Source organism: Comamonas sp. 14P8.1.4 (assembly GCF_057799285.1).
On sequence record NZ_JBYOKN010000003.1, the window covers coordinates 1 to 26287 of the forward strand.

Sequence of the window (26287 nt, forward strand, 5' to 3'; positions counted from 1 at the left end):
CGTATATGGCACAGGGCAACGTAGACACGAAAGCGCTACTCGGACACACCACCGAAAAGACTGCAAATATCTACGCAGACCCGCGTGGAATAGAGCCGTTGCGAGTGCGTGTATCCTGAGTTACCCACAACCCTAGATAGGGTGCAAGTTAGGTGACAATTAGGGTACAACCTCTGGAAACTTGCATGAATAGTAGCTTCTCAGTCCTAATGGTTTGCATGGGCAATATCTGCCGCAGCCCCAGCGCCCACGGCGTGCTGCGCAACATGGTGCAAGCGCGTGGCTGGAGCGCCTGGTGCCAGGTGGATTCCTGCGGCACCCATGCCTACCACGTGGGCGAGGCCCCTGACCGGCGCAGCCAAAAGCATGCGCTGCTGCGCGGCTATGACTTGAGTGATCTGCGTGCGCGCCAGCTCACGCGCGAAGACTTCACACGTTTTGATCTGGTGCTGGTCATGGACCACGAGAACATGGCCCGCGCCCAAGCGCTGTGCCCGCCTACGGAACGCCACAAACTGCATCGCCTGACCGAGTTCTGCCGCACCATGCGCAGCCCCGTGGTGCCCGATCCGTATTACGGCGGTGACCAAGGCTTTGAGCACGTGCTGGATCTGATCGAAGACGCCTGCCAGGGCGTGCTGCGTCACATCCAGACCACGCACCTGCCAACGCCTTAAACCACCGCTGGCCCGCCACCACGACCGGCATGCAGCAGCTGCATGCGCAGATCGCTTGCGCGTGGCGTACGGGTACGCATGCGGGGCTTCCCCAGCGAACTTTTCACCGTCCATTGGCAGCGCTCGAGCTACGCGCCAGCCTGTGCCAAGCCTAGTGAAAACCCTGGACACCCCCCCAAAAACGCCCCTGAAGTAGCGATTTGCAACGCATCGTCACAAACCCGTCAGCAAGTCACAAAGGTGCTCCGTAGAATCGCGCGACTGTGCATTCCTACAAGTCTGCAGGGCAGCTGTGGCCACTCGCCACCACCGAACCTGCGGCACATATCGCGCTTTTTGGAGACACCATGCAAGCACTCTTACGACTCTCTCGGGGGATTGACCGGCTGAATGCCTGGGTCGGTCAATACGTCATCTGGCTCATCCTGGCTGCCACCGTCATCAGCGGTGTGAATGCCGTAGTGCGCAAGGTTTTTCACACCAGCTCCAATGCGTTCCTGGAAGTGCAGTGGTACTTCTTTGCCGCATCGTTCCTGATTGCTGCGGGCTACACACTGCTGGAAAAAGAGCACGTCAAAGTGGACGTGATCAACTCCAAGCTCAGCCAGCGCACCCGCATCTGGATCGATGTGCTGGGCTTTGCCTTTTTCCTGACCCCCATGTGCCTGGTAGTGCTGTACTACAGCATTCCGTTTTTCCTGCAGGCCTACCACAGCGGTGAAATGTCCAGCAATGCTGGCGGCCTGATCCGCTGGCCCGTCTATCTGACGATGCCTGTGGGCTTTGCCCTGCTGCTGCTGCAAGGAATCTCTGAGTTCATCAAACGCATTGCCTTCCTGGCGGGCCTGATCGATGACCCCACGGTCAAGATCGTGGAAAAGACCGCGGAAGAAGAGCTGGCCGAAGCCATCCGCAAAGCCGAAGAAGAAGCTGAGCGCACCGGCGCCAAGCGCGCTTAAGCGAGGGAGACACAGCGATGGAATTCATTGCCAACAATATGGCCCCAATCATGTTCGCGGGGCTGATCTGCTTCTTGCTGATTGGCTTTCCCGTGGCATTCAGCCTGGGCGCCTGCGGTCTGTTCTTTGCCGTAGTCGGTATCGAACTGGGCGTACTGCCCGAAGCCCTGATGCAAGCACTGCCGCTGCGCATCTACGGCATCATGCAAAACGAAACGCTGCTTGCGATTCCCTTCTTCACCCTGATGGGGCTGATTTTGGAGCGCAGCGGCATGGCCGAGGATTTGCTCGACACCGTGGGCCAGCTGTTTGGCCCCATCCGTGGTGGCGTGGCGATTGCCGTGATTTTGGTGGGCGCCATGCTGGCAGCCACCACCGGCGTGGTGGCTGCTTCGGTGATCTCCATGGGCCTGATCTCGCTGCCCATCATGCTGCGCTACGGTTATGACCGCCGCATCGCATCGGGTGTGATTGCTGCCTCTGGCACGCTGGCCCAGATCATTCCACCCTCGCTGGTGCTGATCATTTTGGCCGACCAGTTGGGCCGCAGCGTGGGCGATCTGTACAAGGGTGCATTTGTCCCCGGCTTCATGCTGGTGGGCTTTTACATGCTGATGATCTTTGCGCTGGCCATCTTCAAGCCCGCCATGGTGCCTGCACTGCCGCCCGAAGCGCGCAGCCTGAAGGAAAAAGACGGCTCTTCCGGCCTGACCTCGCTGTTAATTCTCACCGTGCTGTGCGTGGGGGTGTCGATTTTTGCCGCCAACCACATGGCAGCCATCCACACGTGGATCACGGGTGAACATGTCGAGCAAGTCGCCAAGGATGAAACCATCGTTTTCGCCATGTGCTTTGGCGTAGCCCTGGCCTTTGTGGCTGCGTCCATCAACCGACTGACAGGCCTGGGCCTGCTGTCGCAAGTGGCGGAAAAAGTCACCTTCGTGCTGATTCCCCCGCTGCTGCTGATTTTCCTGGTGCTGGGCACCATCTTCCTGGGTATCGCCACGCCGACCGAAGGCGGCGCCATGGGCGCACTGGGCGCCATCATCTTGGCCGTCAGCCGCAAGCGCCTGAACTACAAGCTGCTGCGCCAGGCCATGGTGGGCACCACCAAGCTGTCGTGCTTTGTGCTGTTCATCCTGATCGGTGCCACCGTGTTCGGCCTGACATTCCAAGGCGTGGACGGTCCGCTGTGGGTGGAACACCTGCTGGCTGATCTGCCTGGCGGACAAGTGGGATTCCTGATCGTCGTGAACATCATGGTGTTCGTGCTGGCGTTCTTCCTGGACTTCTTCGAGCTGTCCTTCATCGTCGTGCCACTGCTGGCGCCCGTGGCCGACAAGCTGGGCATCGACCTGGTGTGGTTCGGCGTGCTGCTGGCGGTGAACATGCAGACCTCGTTCATGCACCCACCGTTCGGCTTTGCGCTGTTCTTCCTGCGCTCGGTGGCGCCTGAGAAGGAATACACCGACAAGATCACCAAGAAGCACATTGCACCGGTGACCACCTCGCAGATCTACATGGGCGCGATTCCGTTCCTGTGTATCCAGCTGCTGATGGTGGGCCTGATCATTGCCTTCCCAGGCATTGTCTCCAGCGGTCTGGACGAGAAGGTGGAATACGATCTGGACGCCATCCGCGAGCAAATGGAAGCCTCCATGCCCGCACCGGTGGACTTTGACAATCCCTTCATGGAGCAACCCAACAACGCGGCGCCTGACAGCAATGCCGCGGATGAAGACCCCATGAAAGCGCTGCAAGACTCCATGAGCAAGTAAGCGCGCTCTACAAAAAGCCCCTGAATACCAACGCTTCAGGGGCTTTTTTTCGTCTATTACTCATAAAAAATGAGCAACTTGCGCTACATAAACTTCGCTTTTACACCTGTTTATATCTGTAAGCAAGACTCTGCCTACGCTAACAGCTCTCATTTTTAAAACCCGTGCAGCGATGGCCATCCGCAGCGCCGCTGCCTCTCCCGGCGCTGGCGCGCACTGCATCTACATAGTTTGAAGGGCTCACAGCGCAGAAACTACGGTTTGGCATGCAGGTGCGACGAACGCCAGCGCCCACCACGCGCGGCACCGTGCCACTGACCAGGCACAGGTACACGCCACCCTGCCCCTGTCACCTGCCCATAAAAAAGCCGGAGCCCTGGTGCAGGGTTCCGGCTTTATGCATGGCACATGGACGGGGATATCCCCGTCTGCTTTACTCGTGGCGCAAGGCCTCGATCGGATCCAGCTGGGCCGCCCGCCGCGCCGGGAAGTAGCCGAACAGCACGCCAATCGCCGCTGAAAACACGAACGACAGCACGTTCACCATCGGGTTGAAAATGAACGGCACTTGCATCACCTGCGCCAGCACCACCGATGCCCCCGCTGCAATGGCAATCCCGATCAAGCCCCCCAGGGCCGCCAGCACCACCGCTTCAATCAAAAACTGCAGCAGCACTTCGCGCTCCAGCGCGCCAATCGCCAGGCGCAGGCCGATCTCGCGGGTGCGCTCGGTCACGCTCACCAGCATGATGTTCATGATGCCGATACCGCCCACCAGCAAGCTCACCGCCGCCACCGCGCCCAGCAAGGTGGTCATCACCTTCGTGGTGCCCGCCATGGTGTCGGCCAGCTGCTTGGTATCGAGCACATTGAAGTTGTCTTCATCGCCGGGGGCCAGCTTGCGCAGCTCGCGCAGCAGATCACGCAGGCTGCTTTTCACACGCTCAGGGTCGCTGTCGTCGGCCATGGACACCAACAAGGTGCTAACCCGCGTGTTGCCTGTGACACGGCGCTGCAAGGTCTTCAGCGGAATCAGCACCTGATCGTCCTGGTCATTGCCAAAAGCACCCTGGCCCTTGGAGTCCAGCACTCCGATGATGGAGCAGGAAAACGCCTTCACGCGCAGCTTCTGCCCCACCACATCGCTGCTGTTTTGGTACAGCTCGCGGTGCAAGGTCGAGCCGATCACGCACACGGAAGCCCCGGCACGCAGCTCTTCATCGCTGAACTCACGGCCTTGCGAGAGTTTCCAGTTGCCAGTTTTAAGCCACTCGTTGGTGCTGCCAATCACGGTCGATGACCAGTTGCGCCCATCGGCCACCAGCGTCACGCTGGAGCGCGATTCGGGTGCCACGGCAGCAATGCCGCCGATCTGCTGCTCAATGACGTTGGCATCGGTGTCTTTGAAGGCCGGCGCAGGTGCCGCCCCCGGCCCCATGCGCATACCTGCGCGAATTTGCAGCAGGTTGGTGCCCAGGCCTTGGATTTGCGACTGCACCGCCATGGTGGCGCCATTGCCCAACGTCACCATGGTGATCACCGCGCTGACGCCGATCACAATCCCCAGAATGGTCAGAAACGAGCGCAGCAAATTGCGGCGGATGGAGCGCAGTGCCAAAAGGATGGTGTTCAACAGCATCAGGCGCCCTCCCCATTCTGGGCTACGGCCGCTTTGGCTGCGGCGTTGCGCAGCATCAGCGGTTCATTCGGGGAGTCGGTATCCAGCAAACCATCCTTGAAACGCACAATGCGGCGCGCATACGCGGCCATCTCGGGTTCGTGGGTCACCATCAGCACCGTAATCCCTTGTTCGCAGTTGAGCTTCCACAGCAGCTCCATGATTTCTTCGCTGCGCTGGGTGTCCAGATTGCCGGTCGGCTCATCCGCCAACAGCACCACCGGGTTGCTCACAATCGCACGGGCAATCGCCACGCGCTGCTGCTGCCCTCCCGACAGTTCGGCCGGCGTGTGGTGCTCCCAGCCTTTCAAACCCACCGCATCCAGCGCACGGGCCGCAGCCTCTTTGCGCTGCGCATTCGCTTCACCCCGGTAGAGCAAAGGCAGCTCGACGTTTTCCTGCGCTGTCGTGCGCGGCAGCAAGTGAAAGCCCTGAAACACAAAACCGAAGTAGCGACGGCGCAAGCGCGCCCGCTCATCGCGGTCCAGGTCTTCCACGTGCACACCTTTGAAGAGGTACTCGCCAGACGTGGGCCGGTCCAGACAGCCCAGCGTATTCATGGCCGTCGATTTACCCGACCCGCTGGGGCCCATGATGGCCACAAAATCCCCCTGCTCAATGTCCAGGTCAAAGCCTTTGAGGGCTTTGAATGCCAGCCCTCCTTCGCCATACACCTTGACGATCTGGCGCAGCCGGATCAGCGGTGTGCCATCGCTGGCCTGCGCGATGCTGCCACTCATCGTGCGGCTCCGCTGCGCTGATCAGTGATGATCTGCGCCCCTTCCTTGAGCTTGTCGCTGTCCACCTCGGTCATGCGGCCATCGCTCAACCCGGTCTTGACCTGTACCGCCACCGGCGTTTCGCCCTCCAGCACCCAAACGTAGCGCGTTTGACCGGCGCCCAGTGCCTGGCTGCCGCCCGCACCGCCACGGTTCATGCGTGGGCGCTGTGGCATCAACTGGCCCATGATGCCGCCGCTGCTTGCGCCACTGCCCCCTTGGGCACGGGCACCGCGCTCGCCTTGGGCGCCGCCTGCGGCGCGGCCTTCTTCACCACCCGCACCCGCTGCAGCCGGCGCTGTCATGCCCACGGGCGTAAAGCGCAGTGCCGCATTGGGCACCAGCAGCACATCATTGCGCTCGTTGGAACGAATGGTGGCCGAAGCTGTCATCCCCGGGCGCAGCGACAGATCTTCGTTGCGCACGGTGAGCAGTGCCAGATAAGTGACCACATTGTCAGTTTTGGTGGAGCCGTAATCCACCCGCGTGACCTTGGCGGGATAGGTGCGTGACGGGTGGGCGCTGACCGTGAAGCTGGCGCGCTGGTCCACTTGCACCTGGCCGATATCGGCCTCATCCACCGAAACCTGCAAACGCAGTTGCTGCAGGTCTTCCGCCACGGTAAACAGCGTCACCGCCTGCAAGGATGCGGCAACCGCGTTACCCGGATCGACGGTTCGCGTCAGGATCACACCATCAATGGGTGATTTGATCGATGCCTTGGACAGATTGGTTTCATCGGTTTTCAACGCAGCCTTGGCATCGTCCACCGACGCGCGTGAAGCGGCCTCATCGGCCACCGCGCGGTCCACAGCGGCACGGCCCGAATCCATCTCCGCCGCTGACGGCACCTTGCCGCCCGAGATGCGGTACACCTCTTCCAGCCGCGCGAAGTTGGCGCGTGACTCTTTGAGCGTTGCCTGCGACTGCTGCAAACGTGCCTGCGCCGAAGCCACCGAGGCCTTGGAGCGGTTCAACTGGGCATTGAGCTTGTCGGTATCCAGCTCCACCAGCACTTGGCCTTTTTTGACCACGTCGTTCACATCCACCAGCACATTGCGCACGGTGCCCGACAGTTCCGAGCCAATGTTCACCGTGCGTGTGGGCTGCAGCGTGCCATTGGCAGCCACCGTGATAGACAGGTTGCCGCGCTTGACCGCTTGTGCGACATAGACCGGTTTGGCATTGGCCGCCTGGTGGTTTTGCCAGAACAGAAAGCCGCCGATGGCCACAGCCACCGCGACGCCCCCCAGCCACACGGTGGGGCTTTGCCACCAGCGGCGGGCCAGGCCATCACCCAGAAGTTCTTGCACGTCTTGGGAAGTGCTTGCGGATGTTTTTTTACGCATTGTTCGTATCTCGCTCGATATTTTTTAAGGTTGTGCGGCAGATGTACTGGTGGGTTGCCCATCCAGATCCAGCGGCTGCCAACCGCCACCCAGGGCCTTGTACAGGCGCACATAGTCCGTGCTGATGGCCGCCTGCGATGTGGCTACGCTGTCTTGTGCCGTCAGCAGGGTGCGCTGGGTGTCCAGCACCGTCTGAAAATCCACCAGCCCACTGCCATAGCGCTGGTTGGCCAGCAGTTGTGCATAACGCGCGGCTTCTTCTGCCACCTGCAGCTGCGCCAAACGGTCTTTGTCCCCTTGCAACTGCACCAAGGCATCTTCCACCTCCTGCAATGCAGACAGCACGGTGGATCGATAGCTGATGCGCGCCTGCTCCACCGCCGCTTGCTGCACGCGGATTTGGGCCTTGTTTGCCCCCGCGTCAAACAAGGGGGCAGACAGCGCTGCCGCAATCCCCTGGGCCAGCGGCGCACCGCTGAGTGCACCCAGCGTCAGGGCACTGATACCCAGCGATCCACTCAGCCGCAAGGTCGGAAAATTGGCACGCTCTTGTGCAGAGAGATTGGCCACGGCAGCCACCACTTTTTGCTCTTGCACCCGCACATCCGGGCGCTGGCGCAGCGTGTCTGCTGGCAACGTCATGGCCAGATTGGCTGGCGCGGCAGGCAGGGGCTTGGCTGGCGTCAGGACCGCATCCAGGGCCGTCGGAACTTGCCCCGTCAAAATGGCCAAGGCATGCCGCATTTTGGCCAGTGAAGCTTCGAGTGCGGGCACTTGCGCCGCAGTTTGCGCCGTCGAAGCACGTGCTTGTTCGGCATCCAGGGATGTTGCCAGCCCTGCTTGCACCCGCCATTCGGTGATCTGCTGGTTCTCTCTTTGGATACCCAGATTGTTTTGTGCAATCGCCAACCGATTTTGCAAGCTGCGCAGCTCTATATAGTCCAGCGCCACTTCGGCTGCCAAAGACACATGCGAGCCTTCCAGCGTGGCAACAGCGGCTTGCACATTGGCCTGCCCGGCCTTGACGGCATTCGCCTGGCGCCCCCACAGGTCAGGCTCCCAGCCCGCACTCACCCGGCCTGCATAACTGTTGCGGCCATTGGCACCATCCACCCAGTTGCGTCCACCATCCAAGCCTGCACTGGCATTCGGCATGCCTGCGGCCTCCTGTCCATCCAGCTGCGCACGCGCTTGGCGCAAGGCCGACTGGGCCGATTGCACACTGGGGTTGGCCTGCAGGGCTTGCTCGATCAGCGCGGTCATTTGCGCATCACCAAAGCGCTGCCACCAGCGGCTGAGGTCTTGCGGCGTTTGCTGCTGCGGCTGAGCGCCTGTGCTGTGCCACTGCGCTGGCACAGGCACGGCTTCGTTCTGGCCATCAAAGCTGGAGGTGTGGGCGCAGCCGGTCGCCAATGCGGCGCATAACAGCGCCGCAGGCAAGCCCCATGGAGCGCGCACCAAAGAGGGAGAGAAGATGTTTTGTTTCTTGTACATGCTGGGGGCGAAAAAACGCAATAGCCTGTTTCTACCCCCGGATTGTGCAGACCGGATGTAGGGCCACGGCAAAAGCCATGTGAAGCTTTGGTAAAGCACGGGTGCCGGAAAACAGCGCGCCGCATGAAAAAGCCCTCATGCAGAGGGCTTCCAGGGGGCGTAGCAAGGGGGTAAGTTAAGCCATGTCCACGATGGCATCCAGCGGCCAACGGGGTTTGACATCAAACGCATAGGTTTTGCTGGGTTGTTGTTGCCCCGCCTGAATACGCATGGCGGCAGCCATGGCGATCATGGCACCGTTATCTGTGCACAGATGCAGCTCGGGGTAGTGCACGCGAATCTTGCGTTTGGCGCACTCGTGGTTGAGTTGCTCACGCAACAGTCGGTTGGCCCCGACACCGCCAGCCACCACCACCCGGTCCATCCCTGTTTGCTTGAGCGCATTGATGGTTTTCTTCACCAGCACATCCACAATGGCGGCCTGGGTGCTGGCCGCCAGATCGGCCTTGCGCACTTCCAGATCATCCCCCAGTTTCTTCGCTTGCGTGAGCACTGCTGTTTTCAGGCCTGCGAATGAAAAATCCAGGTCTCCGCTGTGCAGCAAGGGGCGAGGAAGCTTGAACGCCTCAGGATCGCCGCCTTCAGCCAGCTTCGACAAAATGGGACCACCGGGATAAGGCAACCCCATCACCTTGGCCGACTTGTCAAAGGCTTCGCCCGCTGCATCGTCGATGGTTTCACCCAGGATTTCATAGCGCCCCACACCATCTACGCGCATCAGCTGCGTATGGCCACCGGACACCAGCAACGCGATGAACGGGAACTGGGGTGGATCTTCACTCAGAAACGGGGAGAGCAAATGCCCTTCCAGGTGGTGCACCCCCAGCACAGGCTTGTCGATGGCTGCACCCAGCGCACAGGCCACGCCGGCACCAACCAGCAAAGCACCGGCCAAGCCTGGGCCGCGCGTGAAAGCCACCACGTCAATGTGCTGCAGCGTCTTGCCGGCATCTTCCATCACCTGCTGGGTCAAGGGCAGCACTCGGCGAATGTGGTCACGACTGGCCAGCTCGGGCACCACACCGCCGTATGCGCGGTGCATGTCAATTTGACTGTGCAAAGCATGCGCGAGCAGCGTGGGCACGCCGCCATCATCCGGCACCTGCACCAAGGCAACGCCGGTTTCATCACACGAAGATTCAATACCCAAGATCAGCTGACTCATAGCCCTCAAGTGTAGAACTGCCGCTGCATCTCGGCGTTTGCACCACCTCAATGGCCTTGTATGCAGGGCAAGAAAAAAGCACCCGAAGGTGCTTGGTGTGCAGCACGCTGAAATCAGCGGCGACCGCCCAAAAAGCTGGAGCCCAGCTTGAACAAATCACCCACATCCAGTTTGCCATCACCATTTTGATCCAGCAGGCTGCCCAGCAAATCGCCACCCAGCCCCCCTTGCTGCTGTGCCTGTGCGCGCTCCTGGCCCAATGCCTGGCCCAGGCTGCCCGCATCCAGATTGCCGGCTTTCACGCGGTTGGCCAAAAACGCCATCACGATGGGCGCCAGCATGGCCAGCAACTGCCCCGCGTTGTTGCCACCCAGACCTGTGGCCTGACCCAGACCGCTTTCGGCCTTGTCACGGTTGTTGCCGAAGATGTGCCCCAAGATGGCTCCACCGTTGCCCAGTGGCGAGCTGCTGCCTGCCTGCGCCTGAGCACCGCCCAAGATAGAACCCAGCAGACCACCCAAGCCGCCCAGGCCCTGCGGCAAAGCACTGCTGTGGTCACGCTGCAAGGCCCCCAACAAATCTGCAGCCCCTTGTGGCTGGGCCGCGTTGTGCCCCAAAGCACCCAGCAACAGCGGCAGTGCAGCTTCGACGGCCGATTGCGTCTGCTGGCTGCTGGCCCCCATTTGCTGGGCCATTTCTTGCATGGGTGCGCCCTGCAATTGAGCCATCAGGTCAGAAACCAAAGACTGCTGTTGATTCATGTGTTGCTCCTATCTGCGTATGACCAAAATCCACCAGACCGCAGTATGGAGGGATCCACCCAGCTTGCCGAGCGTGCCACGGCGATTTGAGACAAAGCCTGACACTTCATCGCCATGACTGCGCACCCCATGCAGGCCAGGTGCATTTCAATATAAGCAATAGATATAACAACTCATTCAAAATAAGCAGAATAAATTTATAGAACCCCCATGAGCACCATCCAGCAATACCTCAAAGAAATCGGACGCGGTAAAGACGGCGCGCGGGCGCTGACGCGCGCGCAGGCGTCAGAGCTGCTGGGCTGGCTGCTGGATGGGCAGGCCCATCCGCTGCAAGTCGGCGCCTTTTGCCTGGCCATGCGCATCAAGGGTGAAACCGCCCAGGAGATGGCCGGATTCATGGACGCCGTACACGCCCGCCTGCCACGCAGCGCACCAGCCGCATCGCCCGTCATCGTATTGCCCAGCTACAACGGCGCACGCCGCCTGCCGGTGCTCACCCCCTTGCTGGCCTTGCTGCTGGTGCGTGAGGGCTTGCCCGTTCTGCTGCATGGCAGCACCACAGAAACCACCCGTGTGACGGCCGCCCAGGTGCTGGAACACCTGGGCCATGCGGCAGCCACCCAGCTGCGCACCCCGCAGCCCGGCGAGCTGGTACACCTTGCCACCCGCCACCTGCTGCCGGGCCTGGCCGATTTGCTGGATGCCCGCGCCACCATTGGCCTGCGCAATCCGGCGCACAGCCTGGTCAAACACATGAACCCGCTGGCGGCCAGCGGCACGCACAGCCTGGTTGTGGGCTGCTACACCCACCCCGAGTACAGCATCAGCATGGAGCACAGCCATGCCGAAGCCCAAAGCCATGCCCTGCTGCTGCGTGGCATGGAGGGGGAGCCCGTGGCCGATCCCCGGCGCCAGCCCGCCCTGCGCGGCATCATCCAGGGGCGCAAGGTCCTGGAGTGGGAGGCCGAAGCAGGCTCCGTGGCCGTTGCCCCGGAATTACCGAATGGACTGGACGTGGCAGCCACCGCCGACTTCACGCGCGAGGTGCTGCAAGAGCAGCGCCCCGTCCCCGCTTCAATTGCCACCCAAGTCCAAGTCATTGTGCAGTTACACCGCCAGCTTGCCGCTTTGCCCGCAGCGCCAGGAGTCCCCACATGAGCGCCCATATCCCCCCCACTTCCGGCACCTGCACCCTGGTCGGCGCAGGCCCAGGAGACCCCGAGCTGCTGACCCTCAAAGCGCTCAAAGCCATCCAGTCCGCCACGGTGTTACTGGTGGACGATCTGGTCTCTGCAGACATCGTGGCCTTTGCCAGCCCCTCCGCGCGGATCATCTACGTGGGCAAACGCGGCGGTTGCAAGAGCACACCCCAGGCTTTTATTGAAAAACGCATGGAAGCCGAAGTGCGCAGCGGTGAGCGCGTGGTCCGCCTCAAAGGTGGCGATCCGTTCATCTTTGGCCGTGGCGGAGAAGAGGTGGAACACCTGCGTGCCGCCGGCATTGAGGTGCAAGTCATCAACGGTATTACCGCCGGTCTGGCCGGCTTGACCAGCCTGGGTGCCCCCCTGACCCACCGTGAACATGCCCACGGTGTGGTGTTCATGACTGGCCACGCCAAGCCCGGTGACAGCGGTACCGACTGGCGCGCGCTGGCGGCTACGGCACACGCAGCCAAGCTCACGCTGGTGATTTACATGGGTGTCAGCTCGGCCGAGCACATCACGACCGAGCTGCAAGCCGGTGGCTTACCCGCCAGCACACCCGCAGCCATCATTCAGCACGCCAGCCTGCCCCAGCAGCGCCATGCCATTACTACCTTGCACCAGCTGGCGTACACCCTGCATGCAGAAAACCTGGCCAGCCCCAGCGTACTGGTGATTGGCGATGTGGTGCAAGGCGTCGCGGCCTGCGCACAGCAAGCAATCACTGCCCCAGCCCTGCGCGGCGTGGCCTGAGCAGCAACACCATCATCATTGATAGCTACCAGCGCTTGCTGCACCTGGCCTAATGCGCAATTTCACTGCACATAAAAAACAAGGGCTACAACGTCCACCACCGTTGCAGCCCTTGCCATCTGCCCCGCCTGCAAGCAGTGGGGCACATGTTCTACACACTCAGGTTCCGATCACACCACCATCATCCTTGGTGATCACCAGCGTGGCCGAGCGCGGCAGGTTGTTGCCGCCACCGGGCCAGCGGCTGTCCCCCTCTTCACCCGGGTGCTGGATGTTGATGAACATGGTGCGGCTGTCCGGCGTGAAGCTGATGCCCGTCACTTCGCACTCCTTGGGCCCCACCAGAAAGCGGCGAATTTCCTTGGTCACCGGGTCGGCACACAGCATCTGGTTGTTGCCCTGACCGGCGTAGTCCCCTTGGTTGCTGTATTTGCCATCGGTTTCAATCCACAGGCGGCCATCGGCATCAAATGCCAGACCGTCCGGGCTGTTGAAGGTGTTGCTTGCAGTCACGTTGGCAGAGCCTGCCATCAAATTTTTCCGGTCGGTATGCACTGCGGGGTTGCCCGCCAGCACAAAAATGTCCCACTCGAACGTGGTGGCCCCGGCATCCGTACCCGTTTCGCGCCAGCGCACAATCTGGCCGTAAATGTTCTTGGCACGTGGATTGGCGGCATCGGCCTGCGTGCGGCTGGTGTTGTTGGTCAAGGTGACATACACCTCCCCCGTCTTGGGGTGCACCGCCACCCACTCTGGCCGGTCCATCTTCGTGGCCCCCACCGCATCACCGGCCATGCGCGCGTTCACCAGCACGGCGGCCTGGTTGGTAAAGCGGCTGTCTGCCTGCAGTGTGGGGTTGGCCTGTTTGTCCAGCAGCAACCACGCCCCTGTGCCGGCAAACTCCCCGGCCGCCTTGCCTGCATCAAAGCGCGCCACATACAGCTTGCCCTGGTCCAGCAGTTGGCTGTTGTCTCCGCCTTCGACGTAGCGGCCGTCCGAGACAAATTTGTAGATGTAGTCGTTGGCCTGGTCATCGCCCATATAGACCACCGCACGCCCATCGCGGGTCAAGGTAAAGGCCGCGTTCTCGTGCTTGAAACGGCCCAGGGCCGTGCGCTTTTGCGGCACGCTGCCCGGGTTGAAGGGGTCAATTTCCACAATCCAGCCAAAGCGGTTGGACTCGTTGGGCTCCTTCACATAGTCAAAGCGGACCTCGTGCTTTTCCCATTGGTAGAGGCTGCCCTTGGGCGAGATGCCATAGCGCTTGTGCGCTGCATGGCGGCGGTCCTCACCGCTGGTCGTGCCAAAGTAGTTGTTGAAGTTTTCTTCACACGTCAGGTATGTTCCCCACGGCGTCCAGCCATTGCCACAGTTGTTGAAAGTGCCCTGGGCACGGCGCCCCGATGGATCGCCCCGGGTTTGCAGCAAGCCATCCCCAGCGGCGGGGCCTGTCATTTCCATGGCCGAGAAAGCGGTGATGCGGCGGTTGTAGACGCTGCCTTTGACAATGTCCCACGTCCCCTTTGCACTCTTTTGGACGTGCATCACCGACACTCCGTGGGCATTCATGGACTTGTGCACATGATCCTTGCTCCACCGCGCTTTGGCATCGGCGCCCCGGGTACCAAACAACCAGACATAGGCACCCGTTTTTTCATCCACCGTGCTGTACTCGTGGTTCACCACCAGCAGGCCTTCGTTGCTTTTCCCATCGATGGCGAAAAAGTGCATCCCATCATGGTTGTCACCCACCTGTAGGGCCTGGGCCGCAGCATCTTCGCTGCCATCACCTTTGAAAGAAGGGGCGCCATCCACCAAGGGGGTTCCCCAAGGGGCCAGAACCTGGGCGCTATAGCCAGGGGCAATCTGAATGGTATCTGCCGTGGACGCCGCAATGCCTTGAAAACCCATTACCGCAGGGCCAGGACCGGGGCTGGCCGAGCTTGCACAGCCCGCAAGGCCGCCCCCTAACCCCAAAAACATGGCAGCCGTCAAGCCGCTGCCACTGCGCAAAAAACCACGGCGTGATACAGCCAAGTCCACCACGGACTGAAAGCTTGGGTTGTCGCTCAGGTTGGTGGGAATGTCTTCACGGTCCACAAAGATGTCGCTATCTGGTGTCATCGTCAGGCTTTCTTACAGAACAAAGAACACCACCAGTGTCTGCACGCCATGTGACAGCAGCATGACCCTTTGAAGTCACCGCCATGACAGCCCCAACTTGTGCGCACACCCACTGGCTTGCATGCTGCGTGTATTGCAAAATGTAAGCACCCGGGCGGACTACCCCTGTGGCCCAGCCTGCCCATCAAGCCCCTTGGAGATTTTTGATGCGTCTGACAGATTTCAAGCTTGGTACCAAGCTCGGCGGTGCTTTTGCGCTGCTGCTGGTGCTCACACTGACACTGGGCGGTGTAGCCCTGCTGCAGGTGGAACGTATGCACCTGGCCATGCAGACCTTGGGGCACAGTGCGCTGCCCAGCGTGGCAGAGGCTGGCAATATTCGCTCGCAATGGAATCGCTTCCGCCGACTGGAAAGCCACCTGCTGCCAGCACAACCAGACAATGCCGCCCAGGCGCTGCTGCAAGTTGCCACCAGCGTACGTGCCTCGATCGAGCAGTCTGAAAAAAACTACGAAGCCCTGCCGCATTCGGACGAAGAGCAGCAGCTGATGCGCAGCTACCAGCAGCACCGCGATGCCTACCTCAACGTGCACCGCAAATTTGTGGATGCCGCCACACAGCTGCACCGCAGCGGCCAGCATACGGAGCAAAGCCTGCAATCTTTGCAGCGCATGTACACCGATGAAGCCGAACCCAGCTTTGCCGCGCTGGCCGAAACCGTGGGCAAACTCTCTGCGATGACCCAGCGCGATGCCCAGGCCGTGAGTCAGCAAGGCGATGTGGTGCGCAACTCTGCCCTGTGGTGGGTCATCTTGGTGATGGCCGTCAGCACCTTGTTCGCCCTGCTGTTTGCCGTATTGGTCACACGCTCTGTGACCCGCCCCGCCAAGCAGGCGGTTGAAGCCGCCAGCCAGATCGCCGATGGTGATCTAACGCACGCTCTTCCCGCCGCAGGCAAGGACGAAATGGGCCTGCTGATGGCCGCGCTGGAGCAAATGCGCAACAACCTCAGCCACGTGGTGCAGCGTGTGCGCCACAACGCCGAATCCGTAGCCATTGCCAGCGAGCAAATCTCCAGCGGCACCACCGACCTGTCCTCGCGCACCGAAGAGCAAGCCAGCGCCCTGGAGCAGACCGCCGCGTCTATGGAGGAGCTGTCTTCCACCGTGCGCCAGAACGCCGACAGTGCGCTGCAAGCCAACCAGCTGGCCCTGGGCGCATCCCAGGTCGCGTCCCAAGGCGGTGATGTGGTGGGCGAAGTGGTTGAAAGCATGCGCGGCATCACCGAAAGCAGCCGCAAGATTGCCGACATCATCGGCGTGATCGACTCCATCGCCTTCCAGACCAACATCCTGGCGCTGAATGCCGCCGTGGAAGCGGCACGCGCTGGCGACCAAGGTCGCGGTTTTGCCGTGGTGGCCGGTGAAGTGCGTTCCCTGGCCCAGCGCAGCGCAGAAGCGGCCAAAGAAATCAAGCTCCTCATCAACAACAGCGTGGAGAGCGTCACCACGGGCACAGCGCTGGTGGACCGCGCGGGCCACACCATGAGCGAAGTTGTCGGCTCCATCCGCCGCGTGACCGATCTGGTGGGTGAAATCAGCGCCGCCAGCACCGAGCAAAGCCAGGGCGTGAGCCAAGTGGGCGAAGCCATTACGCAGATGGACACCACCACCCAGCAAAACGCTGCCTTGGTGGAAGAAAGTGCTGCCGCCGCAGAAAGCCTCAAACGCCAGGCCCAGGAACTGGTACAGGCCGTCTCGCACTTCAAAACCACAGGCGCTGCCACACCCGCCATGCCTGCACCAGCCGCCACACGCAGTGCAGCGGCCACCACCATCCGCAGCGCGCCATCCGCCAAAGCACGCGTGGCAGCAACGCCCAGCCAACCGGCCGCACAGGCTGCGCCCTCCCAGCGCCTGCCAGCGCCTGCAAAGCGTGCGCCCGCTGCCAGCACCGCAGAATCCGACGACTGGGAAACCTTTTAACGCGGCAGCTGCCGCGTCATCAACGCAAAAGGCCGTGCACTTGTGCACGGCCTTTTTTCTGGCGCAGCGTAATGCTTGGGTTTACGCAGCGGCTGGTGTACGGGTCTGGGCAAAACGCAGTGCCACCTCTTTGCGCATGTCCTTGCGGATCAGCGCGGCATGCCAGCGACGTTTTTCATCGTCGGTCTCTGGTTGCAGCGTCGGCACCGATACCGGCTTGCGGTCCGCATCCACCGCCACCATGGTGAAAAAGCAGCTGTTCACGTGGCGCACCACCTTGTCCTGAATTTGCTCGGCCACCACTTTGATACCGATTTCCATGGACGAGTGGCCGGTGTAATTCACGCTGGCCAAAAAGGTCACCAGCTCGCCGACGTGAATGGGTTGCAAGAACATCACCTGGTCCACGCTCAAGGTCACGCAATAGCGCCCGGCATAACGGCTGGCGCAGGCATAAGCCACTTCGTCCAGTTTTTTCAAAATGGCGCCCCCGTGGACATTGCCAGAAAAGTTGGCCATATCGGGGGTCATCAGCACGGTCATGCTGAGCTGGTGTTCAGGCAAATTCATGGAGGGGAATTTTAAAAATTGATAGCAAACCAAGCAAACCGCGTGCCATGCAACCTAGCCCAGCACAGGGCTTGTTCCCTTGGCTACACTGCCCACAACGCACATCTGTGCTACGTGATTTGCTCTAAAAAGCCCAGCTACTTTGCCCTATGACCGATAACACCGCCGCTTCTACGCTCTCTTCATTCGACGCCGTCATCATCGGCGCGGGGGCAGCAGGTTTGTTCTGCGCCGCGCAAGCAGGGCAACTGGGCTTGAAGGTGCTGCTCATCGACCACGCCGCCAAAGTGGCAGAAAAAATCCGCATCTCTGGCGGCGGGCGCTGCAATTTCACCAACCGCGACCTGGATGTGCGCGCGCCGCACAAACACTATGTCGGCCAGAACCCGCAGTTTTGCCGATCGGCCCTCTCGCGCTACACCCCCACAGACTTCATCGCCTTGATGGACAAGCACGGCATTCCCTACGAGGAAAAACACAAAGGCCAGCTGTTTGCCACCACCAGTGCGGAAGACATCATCCGCATGCTGCTGGCTGAATGTGCCAATGGCGGTGTGCAGCGCTGGCAGCCGTGTGCCGTCAAAAAAGTTGTCTTTTTGCCTGCTAACGCAGATACAGCAAGCGCTGGCAGCTATGAAATACACACTGACCGCGGCACCGTGACGACGCCGCGCCTGGTGCTGGCTACCGGGGGCTTGTCCATCCCCAAGATTGGGGCCACCGACTTTGGCTACCGCATGGCCCAGCAGTTCAAGCTGCCCTTGGTGGAGCGCCGCGCTGGTTTGGTGCCATTGACGTTCGATGGTGTCGCCTGGCAGCCCTACGCCCAATTGGCCGGTTTGGCATTGCCAGTGGAAATCAGCACCGGCAGCAAAAAAGAGCGCATGGCTTTTCACGAAGACTTGCTGTTCACGCACCGCGGCCTGTCTGGCCCGGCGGTGCTGCAAATCTCCAGCTACTGGAAAGACAACACGCCGCTGCACATCAATTTGCTGCCCGGCACCGACATGGCCGCCTTGCTGCAAGACGCCAAGAACCGCTCGCGCAAGCTGGTGGCCAACGAGCTGGCCGCCCACATGCCCACACGCCTGGCCGAGGCCTGGGCCAGCCAGCAGCCCGAGCTGCAGCGCCCCATCAACGAGGCCAGCGACAAAGCGCTGTCCAAACTGGCCGAACAACTGAGTCGCTGGGAAATCACGCCAACAGGCTCTGAAGGCTATAAAAAGGCCGAAGTGACCTTGGGCGGCATCGACACCAAAGCGTTGTCGCAGCAGACCATGGAATGCAAAACCCAGCCCGGGCTGTATGCCATTGGCGAGGTGGTGGACATCACTGGCTGGCTGGGCGGTTATAACTTTCAGTGGGCCTGGGCCAGTGCTTTTGCCTGCGCACAGGCCATGGCACAGTCGCATGCGGACACTGCCGCCACGGGCTAAAGGGCCTTGGCAAAGCAGCTGCTTCTGACAAGCGCTGAAAACTCGTTATAATGCTCGACTTTGCTGGCATATCCCCGTCGGCCATACTAGTTAATAGAGACGGGGAACAACCGCTGCACATGGCTCTTAGGCCCGATCTTCCCGAGAACCCGCTGTCAGCACAGATATATCTGGAAATTGAATGACTACCATCCGCGTCAAAGAAAACGAACCCTATGAAGTTGCCCTGCGCCGCTTCAAGCGCACAATCGAAAAGCTGGGCCTGCTGACAGACCTGCGCGCTCGTGAGTTCTACGAAAAGCCTACAGCTGAGCGCAAGCGCAAGAAGGCTGCTGCCGTGAAGCGTCACTACAAGCGCGTTCGCAGCATGCAACTGCCTAAGAAGCTGTACTAATCGTTGATTAGGACTAGCCGGCCGTAAAAAAGCCGAAACCCGCGCTAGGGACGCCAAGCGCGGGTTTTTTGTTTTCTGGCCACTGCGATGTTCGCAGTGACCTCTCACCCAAGGAGAGATGTATGAGCTTGAAAGCCCAGATTACCGAAGATATGAAAACTGCCATGCGTGCCAAAGACAGCGCACGTCTGGGCACCATTCGCCTGCTGCAAGCAGCGATGAAGCAAAAGGAAGTGGACGAGCGCGTGGAACTCGACGATGCCGCCATCATTGCCATCGTGGACAAGCTGATCAAGCAGCGCAAGGACTCCATCGCCGCGTTCGAAACGGCGAACCGCGCCGATCTGGCCGATGTGGAAAAGGCCGAGATGGAAGTGCTGAAGGTGTATTTGCCTGAGCGCATGGGTGAAGCCGAAATCACCGCTGCCGTGCAAGCCATTGTGGCTGAGCTGGGTGCCACCGGCCCTGGCGACATGGGCAAAGTCATGGGTGCTGTGAAATCCCAGTTGGCAGGCAAGGCCGATATGGGCCTGGTCTCCGCTGCTGTGAAAGCTGCACTGGCCAAGTAATGGCCCCCACCATCCGCGCACAGCGTGGTGTGGATGGTTATAAAAAAGAAGCTGCTAGCGTTGGTCAACCCATGGTTTCCGATAGTTTTCTATCTGAAGCCTAGGTTTGAAAGGCGCTGGCAGCTTCTTTTTTTGCACTGCAGGCAACCTGTTGCTGCAACTGACATGGCATTTCAATCGCGCTCAAACGCTGACTGTGCCTGCGCCCTGCGCTTCCTTTTTCATCGTCGCCTTGATCGCTGCGGGCTGGGTGCGTGCAAAAAAGTCCTGCAAGAATTCGACGCAGACGCGCACTTTCGCGGAGCGCTCCAGCCGCGTCGGATAAACCGCCCAGATGTTGGCGCTTTGCTGCCAATCGGGCAGCACCTGCACCAGCCGCCCGGCAGCCAGATCGTCGGCCACATCCCAGTGCGAGCGCAGCACCACACCATGGCCATCCAGCGCCCACTGCACCGCCATCTCGCCGTGGTTGGTCGATAGCGGCCCTGTCACTTTCACGCTGCGCTCTTGCGCGCCGCTGCGCAACTTCCACACCCCAAACGGGTGGTCACGCTCCTTGATCACCAGGCAGTCGTGGGCAGCCAGCTCGTCCAGGCTGCGCGGCATACCGCGGCGCTGCACATAGTCCGGCGCAGCACACAGCACGCGGCAGTTGTCGGCCAGGTGCCGCGCAATCAGGTGGGGCGCAATTTCATCGCCCACGCGCACATCCAGATCCAGGCCCTCGCCCGCCACATCCACCAGCCGGTCAAACACCTCCAGCCGCAGCTGCAGGGCCGGATAGCGTCGGGCCAGCTGCGAGAAGGCCGGTGCCACCACATTCCGGCCAAAGCCAAAGCTGCTGCTCACACGCAGCAGACCACGCGGCTCACGACGGGTGATCTGAGCCTCTTGCAGCAGCTGATCCATATCGTCCAGCAAGCGCTGGGCCCACTGAAAGATGCGCTCCCCCTCTTCGGTCACGGTCACACGGCGGCTGGTGCGGTGCAACAGCTTGACGCCCAGCTCCTGCTCCAGCAGGCGCATGCGTTTGCTGACGTAGGCGGGCGATGCCTGCAGTGCCTGCGCCGCCGCCGCAAAGCTGGACTGACGCACCACCGTCATGAACACACGCAGATCTTCCAAGGCAGGCATTTTTTGCACGGCCATCACTCCACTCACCAAAATGCCGATTGTAAAAAGGCCATAAAAAAACCCGCAGCACAGGCTGCGGGCTGGGACTCCTTCAAGGCAAAGCGCTGCTTACAGCGACATGCCGCTGGACTTGATCACCTTGCCCCAGCGCTCCAGGTCTTTGTTGATCAGCTGACCAAACACCTCCGGCGTGCTGGGCATGGGCTGTGCACCTTCGCTTTGCAGGCGCTCCAAGATCGCAGGGCTCTTGAGCGAAGCATTGATCTGCGCGTTGAGCTTGCTCACCACATCCTTGGGCATGCCTGCAGGGCCGACGATGCCATACCACTGGTCGGCCTCAAAACCGGGAATGGCCGCTTCAGCCACCGTAGGCACATCCGGCAGGATGGCCACACGCTGTGGCGACGAGACCGCAATCGCCTTGATCTGCCCGGCCTTGAGTTGGGCCAGCACCGCAGGAATGCCGGTAAACAGCGCCTGCACCTGACCGGCCACCAGGTCATTGACGGCCGGCGCCGTGCCTTTGTAGGGCACGTGCTGCATCTGCAGGCCGCTCTGCTGAGCCAGGTACGACATGGTCATATGGGCTGCGCTGCCATTGCCGCCAGAGCTGTAGTTGATCTTCTCGGGGTGGGCCTTGGCGTAGGCGATAAAGGATTTCAGATCGGTCACGGGCAGCGAGGGGTGCACCACCAGCACATTCGGCACACGCGCCACCCAGGCAATCGGAGTGAAGCTCTTGACCGGGTCATAAGGCAGCTTGGGATACAGCGCCGGCGTGATCGCCAAAGTGCCGACATGGCCCATCAGCAAGGTATAGCCATCGCTGGCGGCCTTGGCTACACGGTCAGCACCGATGCTGCCACCGGCGCCCGCCACGTTTTCTGGCACCACCGACTGGTTCCACGCCGTGGTCAGCTCATGGCCCATGGCGCGGCCCAGAATGTCGGCCGAGCCACCGGGGGTGAACGGGATCACCATGCGAATGGCTTTGCTCGGGTAGTTCGTTGCCGTCTGCGCGCCAGCCACGCCAGCGCATGCCATAACGCCTGCGGCCAGCAGCCACTGGCCCCATTGGCTGCGCAGCTTGCGCGGTTGAAAGGTCTGGGCGAGGGAGGGTCGGTTCATGGCTGCGTCCTGCATTCAAAAAAAACAGGCCCCAATGTCGGCTGTTTCCAACACTCGCGCTTCCGTGTTTACCCTTGCATCTGCTATTCATGCCGCATATAGCACGTTAGGCTTCAGCCTCTTGTCAGCTCTTGCCCTTTGCAAAGGAGATCTCCATGCACATGAACCGCCGCCACTGGCTGTTGACCACCGGCAGCCTGGCCACGGCCAGCTGGCTCACCGGCTGCACGCAGCCATCCCGCAACAGCACCCTCGACGCGGGCTATGCCGTGCACCACATCGGCAAAGCGCGCGTGATTGCCATCACCGATGGCCTGGGCCGCCGCCCGCTGGATGCCGGCTTTGTCAAAAATGCCGCACTCAGTGATGTGCAAGCCGCGCTGGCCGCAGCCGGACTGCCCACCACACACATCGATGTGCCCTACACCTGTTTTGTGGTGGAGCTGGACGGCAAGCGCTACCTGCTGGACACCGGCTTTGCCGACAATGGCGCCGCAGGCTCAGGCCTGTTGCAGACCCGCATGCGTGCAGCAGGCATCGACCCCGCCAGCATTGATGCCGTCATCATCAGCCACATGCACGGCGACCACATCAACGGCCTGCGCCGCAAAGATGGCAGCCTGGTCTACCCCCAGGCCATGGTCTACCTGCCCCAGCCCGAAGCGGCTTTCTGGCTGGACGATGCACGCATGCAAGCCACGCCAGAAGCGGCCCGAGGCGGCTTTGTCGCCGTGCGCCGGGTGTTCAAGGACTATCCAGCGCAAAAGCTGCGCCTGTTTGCACCGGGCAGCGACATTGCCCCCGGCATCAGCACCCTGGCCGCATTTGGACACTCGCCTGGTCACACCGCCATCCGCGTGCTGTCTGCGGGTGAGCGCTTTACCTTCATTGCCGATGCAGCCCACCTGCCCGCGCTGTTTGTCACCCACCCAGACTGGCAGGTGCAGTTCGACATGAACCCCGAGCAGGCACGTGCCACGCGCCACGCACTGCTGGCCCAAATGGCGCAAGAAGGCGACTGGGTCAGTGGCTACCACTTCCCGCTGCCGGGCATGGGCCGCATTCAGAAAAGCGGCAGCGGCTACCAATGGCTGCCTCGCCCATAAACCGGTGCACCGCCCATCTCCAGGTAACGCCCTGGAGATGGGGAGATCTCTGCATTCAACACACAGCGTCAACCTTCGAACCACGCTGACAACAATTCAGCGCTCTGCACACGCCGCACAATGGGCCGCTCTATCTGGAAGGAATTGCGATGTCCCACCCCAAAAAAATTGCCGTGATTGCTGGCGACGGTATCGGCAAAGAAGTGATGCCTGAAGGCCTGCGTGCGCTGGAAGCTGCCGCCCGGCGCTTCAACCTGGCGCTGGAGTTCCACCACTTCGACTGGGCGCACTGCGACTACTACGCCGAACACGGCCAGATGATGCCCGACGACTGGAAGGCCCAGCTGCAAGGCATGGATGCCATTTTCTTTGGCGCCGTAGGCTGGCCAGCCACCGTGCCAGACCATATCTCGCTGTGGGGTTCGCTGCTCAAATTCCGCCGTGAATTTGAGCAGTACATCAACCTGCGACCCGTGCGCCTTTTTGAAGGCGTACCCTGCCCGCTGGCAGGCCGCAAACCGGGTGATATTGACTACTACGTGGTGCGCGAGAACACCGAGGGCGAGTACACGGCCCTGGGCGGCATCATGTTTGAAGGCACGGACCGCGAGATCTGCATTCAGGAATCGGTCTACAGCAAGCATGGTGCACAGCGCCTGCTGAAATACGCCTTCGATCTGGCCCAAAGCCGCAGCAAAAAGCATGTGACGTTGGCCACCAAAAGCAACGGCATCGCCATCAGCATGCCCTGGTGGGACAAGCAGGCCGATGCCATGCACAAGGCCTACCCCGAGATCACGCTGGACAAGCAGCATATCGACATCCTGACGGCGCGCTTTGTGCTGCAGCCAGGGCGCTTTGATGTGGTGGCGGCCACCAATCTGTTTGGCGACATTCTGAGTGACCTGGGCCCGGCCACCACAGGAACGATTGGCCTGGCGCCTTCGGCCAACCTGAACCCGGAGCGCACCTTCCCCAGCTTGTTCGAGCCGGTGCACGGCTCGGCGCCGGACATCTATGGCCAGAACATTGCCAACCCGATCGCCATGGTCTGGTCTGCCGCACTGATGCTGGATTTTCTGGGCCACAGCGAAGGCCCATGGCGTGCGGCGCACGACACCATCGTGGCGGCCATCGAGGCGGTCATCAAAACCGGCCCCAAGACGCCAGACTTGGGCGGCAGCGCCAACACCACCCAAGTCGGCGAAGCCATCGCAGCTGCGATTGACGCCGGCTGATCCAGCAGCCCTGGCTCCTGCAGCCTAGCAAGTGACAACGCAATGAAATAACTAGCTGCTAGCGCATACGCTGTATGGGCTAGCAGCTATTTTTATGCATAAAACATTTACGACTGCTCGCTGGTCTGCCCATCGTGCTTGGGAGGGGCAATGTGTGCGATATTGCCCAAGACCAGCGCACGGCCTGCAAACATGCCGCCAGCAGTTTCCAGCGCAAAGCGCTCTGCATCACGGTTGCGCACCTGCTCCATCAGCATGTCGGCCTCATCCTCGCTCACATTCAGCACCTTCAGGGTCTGGCGCCCCATTGCCATGGCAGATTCAAACGTCTCGCGCACCACATAGTCCGCATCGTGCTGCACCAGCTCCAGCGCATGCTCACGGTCAAAAGCACGCACCACCAGCTGCACCTGCGGGTATTCGCGCCGCGCGGCCTCCACAATGCGCGTGGCGGCCGCTTTATCGTTCACACAGACCACGATCGCCTGGGCGTGGGCCGCACCTGCGGCATGCAAAATGTCCGGGCGCGCACCATCACCGTAATACACCTTGAAGCCATAGAGCCCGGCTGCGCGAATGGCATCCGGATCGTTGTCGATGATGGACAGCTGCACGCCCTTGGCCAGCGGCCCCTGGCTGGCAATCTGCCCCATGCGCCCAAAGCCGATGACCAGCACTGTGCCCTGCAGCCCATCGGGCGCTTCCACCCCTTCCATGGACAGGGCTGCAGGCCGTGCCCAGCGCTTGTGCAGCGCCACGACCAAAGGCGTGATGGCCATGGACAGCACCACAATGGCCGTCATATTGGCATTCACCTCGGCACCGATCACGCGCAACTTCAGCGCTTCGGTGAACAGCACAAAGGCAAACTCCCCCCCTTGCGCCATCAAGATGGCCCGATCCATGGCTTCCGCATGGGCGCTTTTGGCAAAGCGCGCCACCAGGTAGATGCACAGCGCCTTGCCCGTCATCAGCGCCAGCACACCGGCCACAATCAACTGCCAATTGCGCGCCACCACATCGAGGTTCAGCGCCATGCCCACGCCCAGGAAGAACAAGCCCAGCAGCAAGCCGCGGAAGGGCTCGATATCAGCCTCCAGCTGGTGGCGAAAGCTGGACTCGGACAGCAGCACCCCCGCCACAAAGGCCCCCATGGCCATGGACAAGCCACCCCACTCCATCAGCAAAGCGGCCCCCAGCACCACCAGCAAAGCAGCCGCCGTCATCACCTCGCGGGCCTTGGCACGGGCCAGGACTCTGAACATGGGGTTCAGCAACCAGCGGCCAGCCGCCACCAGCGCTGCCAGTGACAGCAGCGCAATGCCTATGCGCTGCCACATCGGTGATGCGTGAACGCTGGATACAGCGGCATCCGCCGGTGCTAAAAAGGCCACGATGGCCAGCAAGGGCACGATCAACAGGTCTTCAAACAGCAAGATGGACACAATGCGCTGCCCCTGCGGGGCATGAATGTCCCCCCGCTCCGCCAGCACCTGCATGACGATGGCCGTGGATGTGAGCACAAAACCGGCGCCGCTGACAAAAGCCACTTGCCAGGAAAAGCCAAAAGCCATGGCCACACCGGTCAGCAGCAGGGCGGAGAGCACCACCTGCATGCTGCCCAAGCCAAAGATCTGTCCCCGCAGCCCCCACAGATGGGAAGGCTTCATCTCCAGCCCAATGACGAAGAGAAACATCACCACGCCCAGTTCAGCCACGTGGATGATGGTCTGCGCATCGGTCAACAACCCCATGCCAAACGGGCCGATCACCAAACCTGCTGCCAGATAACCCAGCACAGCGCCCAATCCCAGGCGCTTGAACAGGGGCACGCCAACCACCGCTGCCCCCAGCAAAGTCACGATGCCCACAAGCTGGCTGGCATTACCTTCAACGGCCATAAACAACTCCTTGAGCGAGGAAGGAAAAGGTCACGACACGTGAC

22 protein-coding genes are annotated in these 26287 nt (G+C 61.2%); 11 read left to right on the plus strand and 11 right to left on the minus strand.

Annotation, left to right across the window (positions count from 1 at the left end; genetic code table 11):
• The first annotated feature begins 185 nt into the window (after positions 1-185).
• The 3 genes from AC27VO_RS07005 to AC27VO_RS07015 all read left to right on the plus strand — a co-directional run bounded on the left by AC27VO_RS07005 (position 186) and on the right by AC27VO_RS07015 (position 3414).
• Positions 186-677 carry a low molecular weight protein-tyrosine-phosphatase gene (locus AC27VO_RS07005; RefSeq protein WP_488666003.1) on the plus strand — a complete coding sequence of 164 codons (492 nt, stop codon included), beginning with the start codon at positions 186-188 and terminating at the stop codon, positions 675-677.
• A gap of 347 nt (positions 678-1024) precedes the next feature.
• Positions 1025-1636: a TRAP transporter small permease subunit gene (locus AC27VO_RS07010; RefSeq protein WP_488666004.1), complete on the plus strand. Its 612-nt coding sequence runs from the start codon at positions 1025-1027 to the stop codon at positions 1634-1636.
• A 17-nt stretch (positions 1637-1653) separates the two neighbouring features.
• A complete protein-coding gene (locus AC27VO_RS07015; RefSeq protein ID WP_488666005.1) occupies positions 1654-3414 on the plus strand; it encodes a TRAP transporter large permease in 1761 nt (586 codons plus the stop codon).
• A gap of 433 nt (positions 3415-3847) precedes the next feature.
• Here AC27VO_RS07015 and AC27VO_RS07020 read toward each other — a convergent pair whose 3' ends face one another.
• The 6 genes from AC27VO_RS07020 to AC27VO_RS07045 form a co-directional block, all read right to left on the minus strand.
• On the minus strand, positions 3848-5053 hold the full coding sequence (locus AC27VO_RS07020) for an ABC transporter permease (protein ID WP_488666006.1): 1206 nt from the start codon (positions 5051-5053) through the stop codon (positions 3848-3850).
• Entirely contained in the window at positions 5053-5832 is a 780-nt protein-coding gene (locus AC27VO_RS07025) for an ABC transporter ATP-binding protein (RefSeq protein ID WP_488666007.1), read from the minus strand. The genes AC27VO_RS07020 and AC27VO_RS07025 overlap by 1 nt, the downstream gene beginning before the upstream one ends.
• The gene (locus tag AC27VO_RS07030) at positions 5829-7220 is read right to left on the minus strand and encodes an efflux RND transporter periplasmic adaptor subunit (protein ID WP_488666008.1); all 1392 of its coding nucleotides are present in this window, start codon (positions 7218-7220) and stop codon (positions 5829-5831) included. The genes AC27VO_RS07025 and AC27VO_RS07030 overlap by 4 nt, the downstream gene beginning before the upstream one ends.
• Before the next feature lie 24 nt (positions 7221-7244).
• A complete protein-coding gene (locus tag AC27VO_RS07035; protein ID WP_488666009.1) occupies positions 7245-8714 on the minus strand; it encodes an efflux transporter outer membrane subunit in 1470 nt (489 codons plus the stop codon).
• Between the two features lie 175 nt (positions 8715-8889).
• The gene (tsaD, locus tag AC27VO_RS07040; RefSeq protein WP_488666010.1) at positions 8890-9939 is read right to left on the minus strand and encodes a tRNA (adenosine(37)-N6)-threonylcarbamoyltransferase complex transferase subunit TsaD; all 1050 of its coding nucleotides are present in this window, start codon (positions 9937-9939) and stop codon (positions 8890-8892) included.
• A 113-nt stretch (positions 9940-10052) separates the two neighbouring features.
• Positions 10053-10700 (minus strand): DUF937 domain-containing protein, encoded by a 648-nt coding sequence (locus tag AC27VO_RS07045; RefSeq protein WP_488666011.1) that lies wholly within the window; start codon positions 10698-10700, stop codon positions 10053-10055.
• Positions 10701-10910: 210 nt separating this feature from the next.
• On the opposite strand from AC27VO_RS07045, the gene ybiB reads away from it, so the two are divergent.
• Complete coding sequence (gene ybiB / locus AC27VO_RS07050; RefSeq protein ID WP_488666012.1) at positions 10911-11861, plus strand: DNA-binding protein YbiB; 951 nt, start codon at positions 10911-10913, stop codon at positions 11859-11861.
• The gene (gene cobA, locus AC27VO_RS07055; RefSeq protein ID WP_488666013.1) at positions 11858-12658 is read left to right on the plus strand and encodes a uroporphyrinogen-III C-methyltransferase; all 801 of its coding nucleotides are present in this window, start codon (positions 11858-11860) and stop codon (positions 12656-12658) included. The genes ybiB and cobA overlap by 4 nt, the downstream gene beginning before the upstream one ends.
• A 159-nt stretch (positions 12659-12817) precedes the next feature.
• Here the strand turns inward: cobA and AC27VO_RS07060 are convergent, their stop codons facing one another.
• On the minus strand, positions 12818-14782 hold the full coding sequence (locus AC27VO_RS07060; RefSeq protein ID WP_488666014.1) for a PhoX family protein: 1965 nt from the start codon (positions 14780-14782) through the stop codon (positions 12818-12820).
• A gap of 206 nt (positions 14783-14988) precedes the next feature.
• Here AC27VO_RS07060 and AC27VO_RS07065 point away from each other — a divergent pair, with 206 nt between their 5' ends.
• Positions 14989-16767 (plus strand): methyl-accepting chemotaxis protein, encoded by a 1779-nt coding sequence (locus tag AC27VO_RS07065; RefSeq protein WP_488666015.1) that lies wholly within the window; start codon positions 14989-14991, stop codon positions 16765-16767.
• Positions 16768-16848: 81 nt separating this feature from the next.
• On the opposite strand, the gene AC27VO_RS07070 is transcribed toward AC27VO_RS07065, so the two are convergent.
• Positions 16849-17337 carry an acyl-CoA thioesterase gene (locus AC27VO_RS07070; protein ID WP_488666016.1) on the minus strand — a complete coding sequence of 163 codons (489 nt, stop codon included), beginning with the start codon at positions 17335-17337 and terminating at the stop codon, positions 16849-16851.
• Between the two features lie 149 nt (positions 17338-17486).
• Here AC27VO_RS07070 and AC27VO_RS07075 point away from each other — a divergent pair, with 149 nt between their 5' ends.
• The 3 genes from AC27VO_RS07075 to AC27VO_RS07085 all read left to right on the plus strand — a co-directional run bounded on the left by AC27VO_RS07075 (position 17487) and on the right by AC27VO_RS07085 (position 19736).
• Positions 17487-18773: a BaiN/RdsA family NAD(P)/FAD-dependent oxidoreductase gene (locus AC27VO_RS07075; RefSeq protein ID WP_488666017.1), complete on the plus strand. Its 1287-nt coding sequence runs from the start codon at positions 17487-17489 to the stop codon at positions 18771-18773.
• A 181-nt stretch (positions 18774-18954) separates the two neighbouring features.
• Positions 18955-19167: a 30S ribosomal protein S21 gene (gene rpsU, locus AC27VO_RS07080; RefSeq protein WP_003052999.1), complete on the plus strand. Its 213-nt coding sequence runs from the start codon at positions 18955-18957 to the stop codon at positions 19165-19167.
• 122 nt (positions 19168-19289) lie between these two features.
• A complete protein-coding gene (locus tag AC27VO_RS07085; RefSeq protein WP_488666018.1) occupies positions 19290-19736 on the plus strand; it encodes a GatB/YqeY domain-containing protein in 447 nt (148 codons plus the stop codon).
• Positions 19737-19919: 183 nt separating this feature from the next.
• Here the strand turns inward: AC27VO_RS07085 and AC27VO_RS07090 are convergent, their stop codons facing one another.
• The gene (locus AC27VO_RS07090) at positions 19920-20870 is read right to left on the minus strand and encodes a LysR substrate-binding domain-containing protein (protein WP_488666407.1); all 951 of its coding nucleotides are present in this window, start codon (positions 20868-20870) and stop codon (positions 19920-19922) included.
• 108 nt (positions 20871-20978) lie between these two features.
• On the minus strand, positions 20979-21998 hold the full coding sequence (locus AC27VO_RS07095; protein ID WP_488666019.1) for a Bug family tripartite tricarboxylate transporter substrate binding protein: 1020 nt from the start codon (positions 21996-21998) through the stop codon (positions 20979-20981).
• Between the two features lie 155 nt (positions 21999-22153).
• Between AC27VO_RS07095 and AC27VO_RS07100 the strand changes: the two genes are divergently transcribed.
• Both AC27VO_RS07100 and AC27VO_RS07105 read left to right on the plus strand, forming a co-directional pair.
• A complete protein-coding gene (locus tag AC27VO_RS07100) occupies positions 22154-23104 on the plus strand; it encodes an MBL fold metallo-hydrolase (RefSeq protein ID WP_488666020.1) in 951 nt (316 codons plus the stop codon).
• A gap of 149 nt (positions 23105-23253) precedes the next feature.
• Positions 23254-24342: a tartrate dehydrogenase gene (locus tag AC27VO_RS07105; RefSeq protein WP_488666021.1), complete on the plus strand. Its 1089-nt coding sequence runs from the start codon at positions 23254-23256 to the stop codon at positions 24340-24342.
• Between the two features lie 107 nt (positions 24343-24449).
• Here the strand turns inward: AC27VO_RS07105 and AC27VO_RS07110 are convergent, their stop codons facing one another.
• Positions 24450-26243, minus strand: coding sequence for a monovalent cation:proton antiporter-2 (CPA2) family protein (locus AC27VO_RS07110; protein WP_488666022.1), 1794 nt, complete (start codon positions 26241-26243; stop codon positions 24450-24452).
• Between the last annotated feature and the right edge of the window lie 44 nt (positions 26244-26287).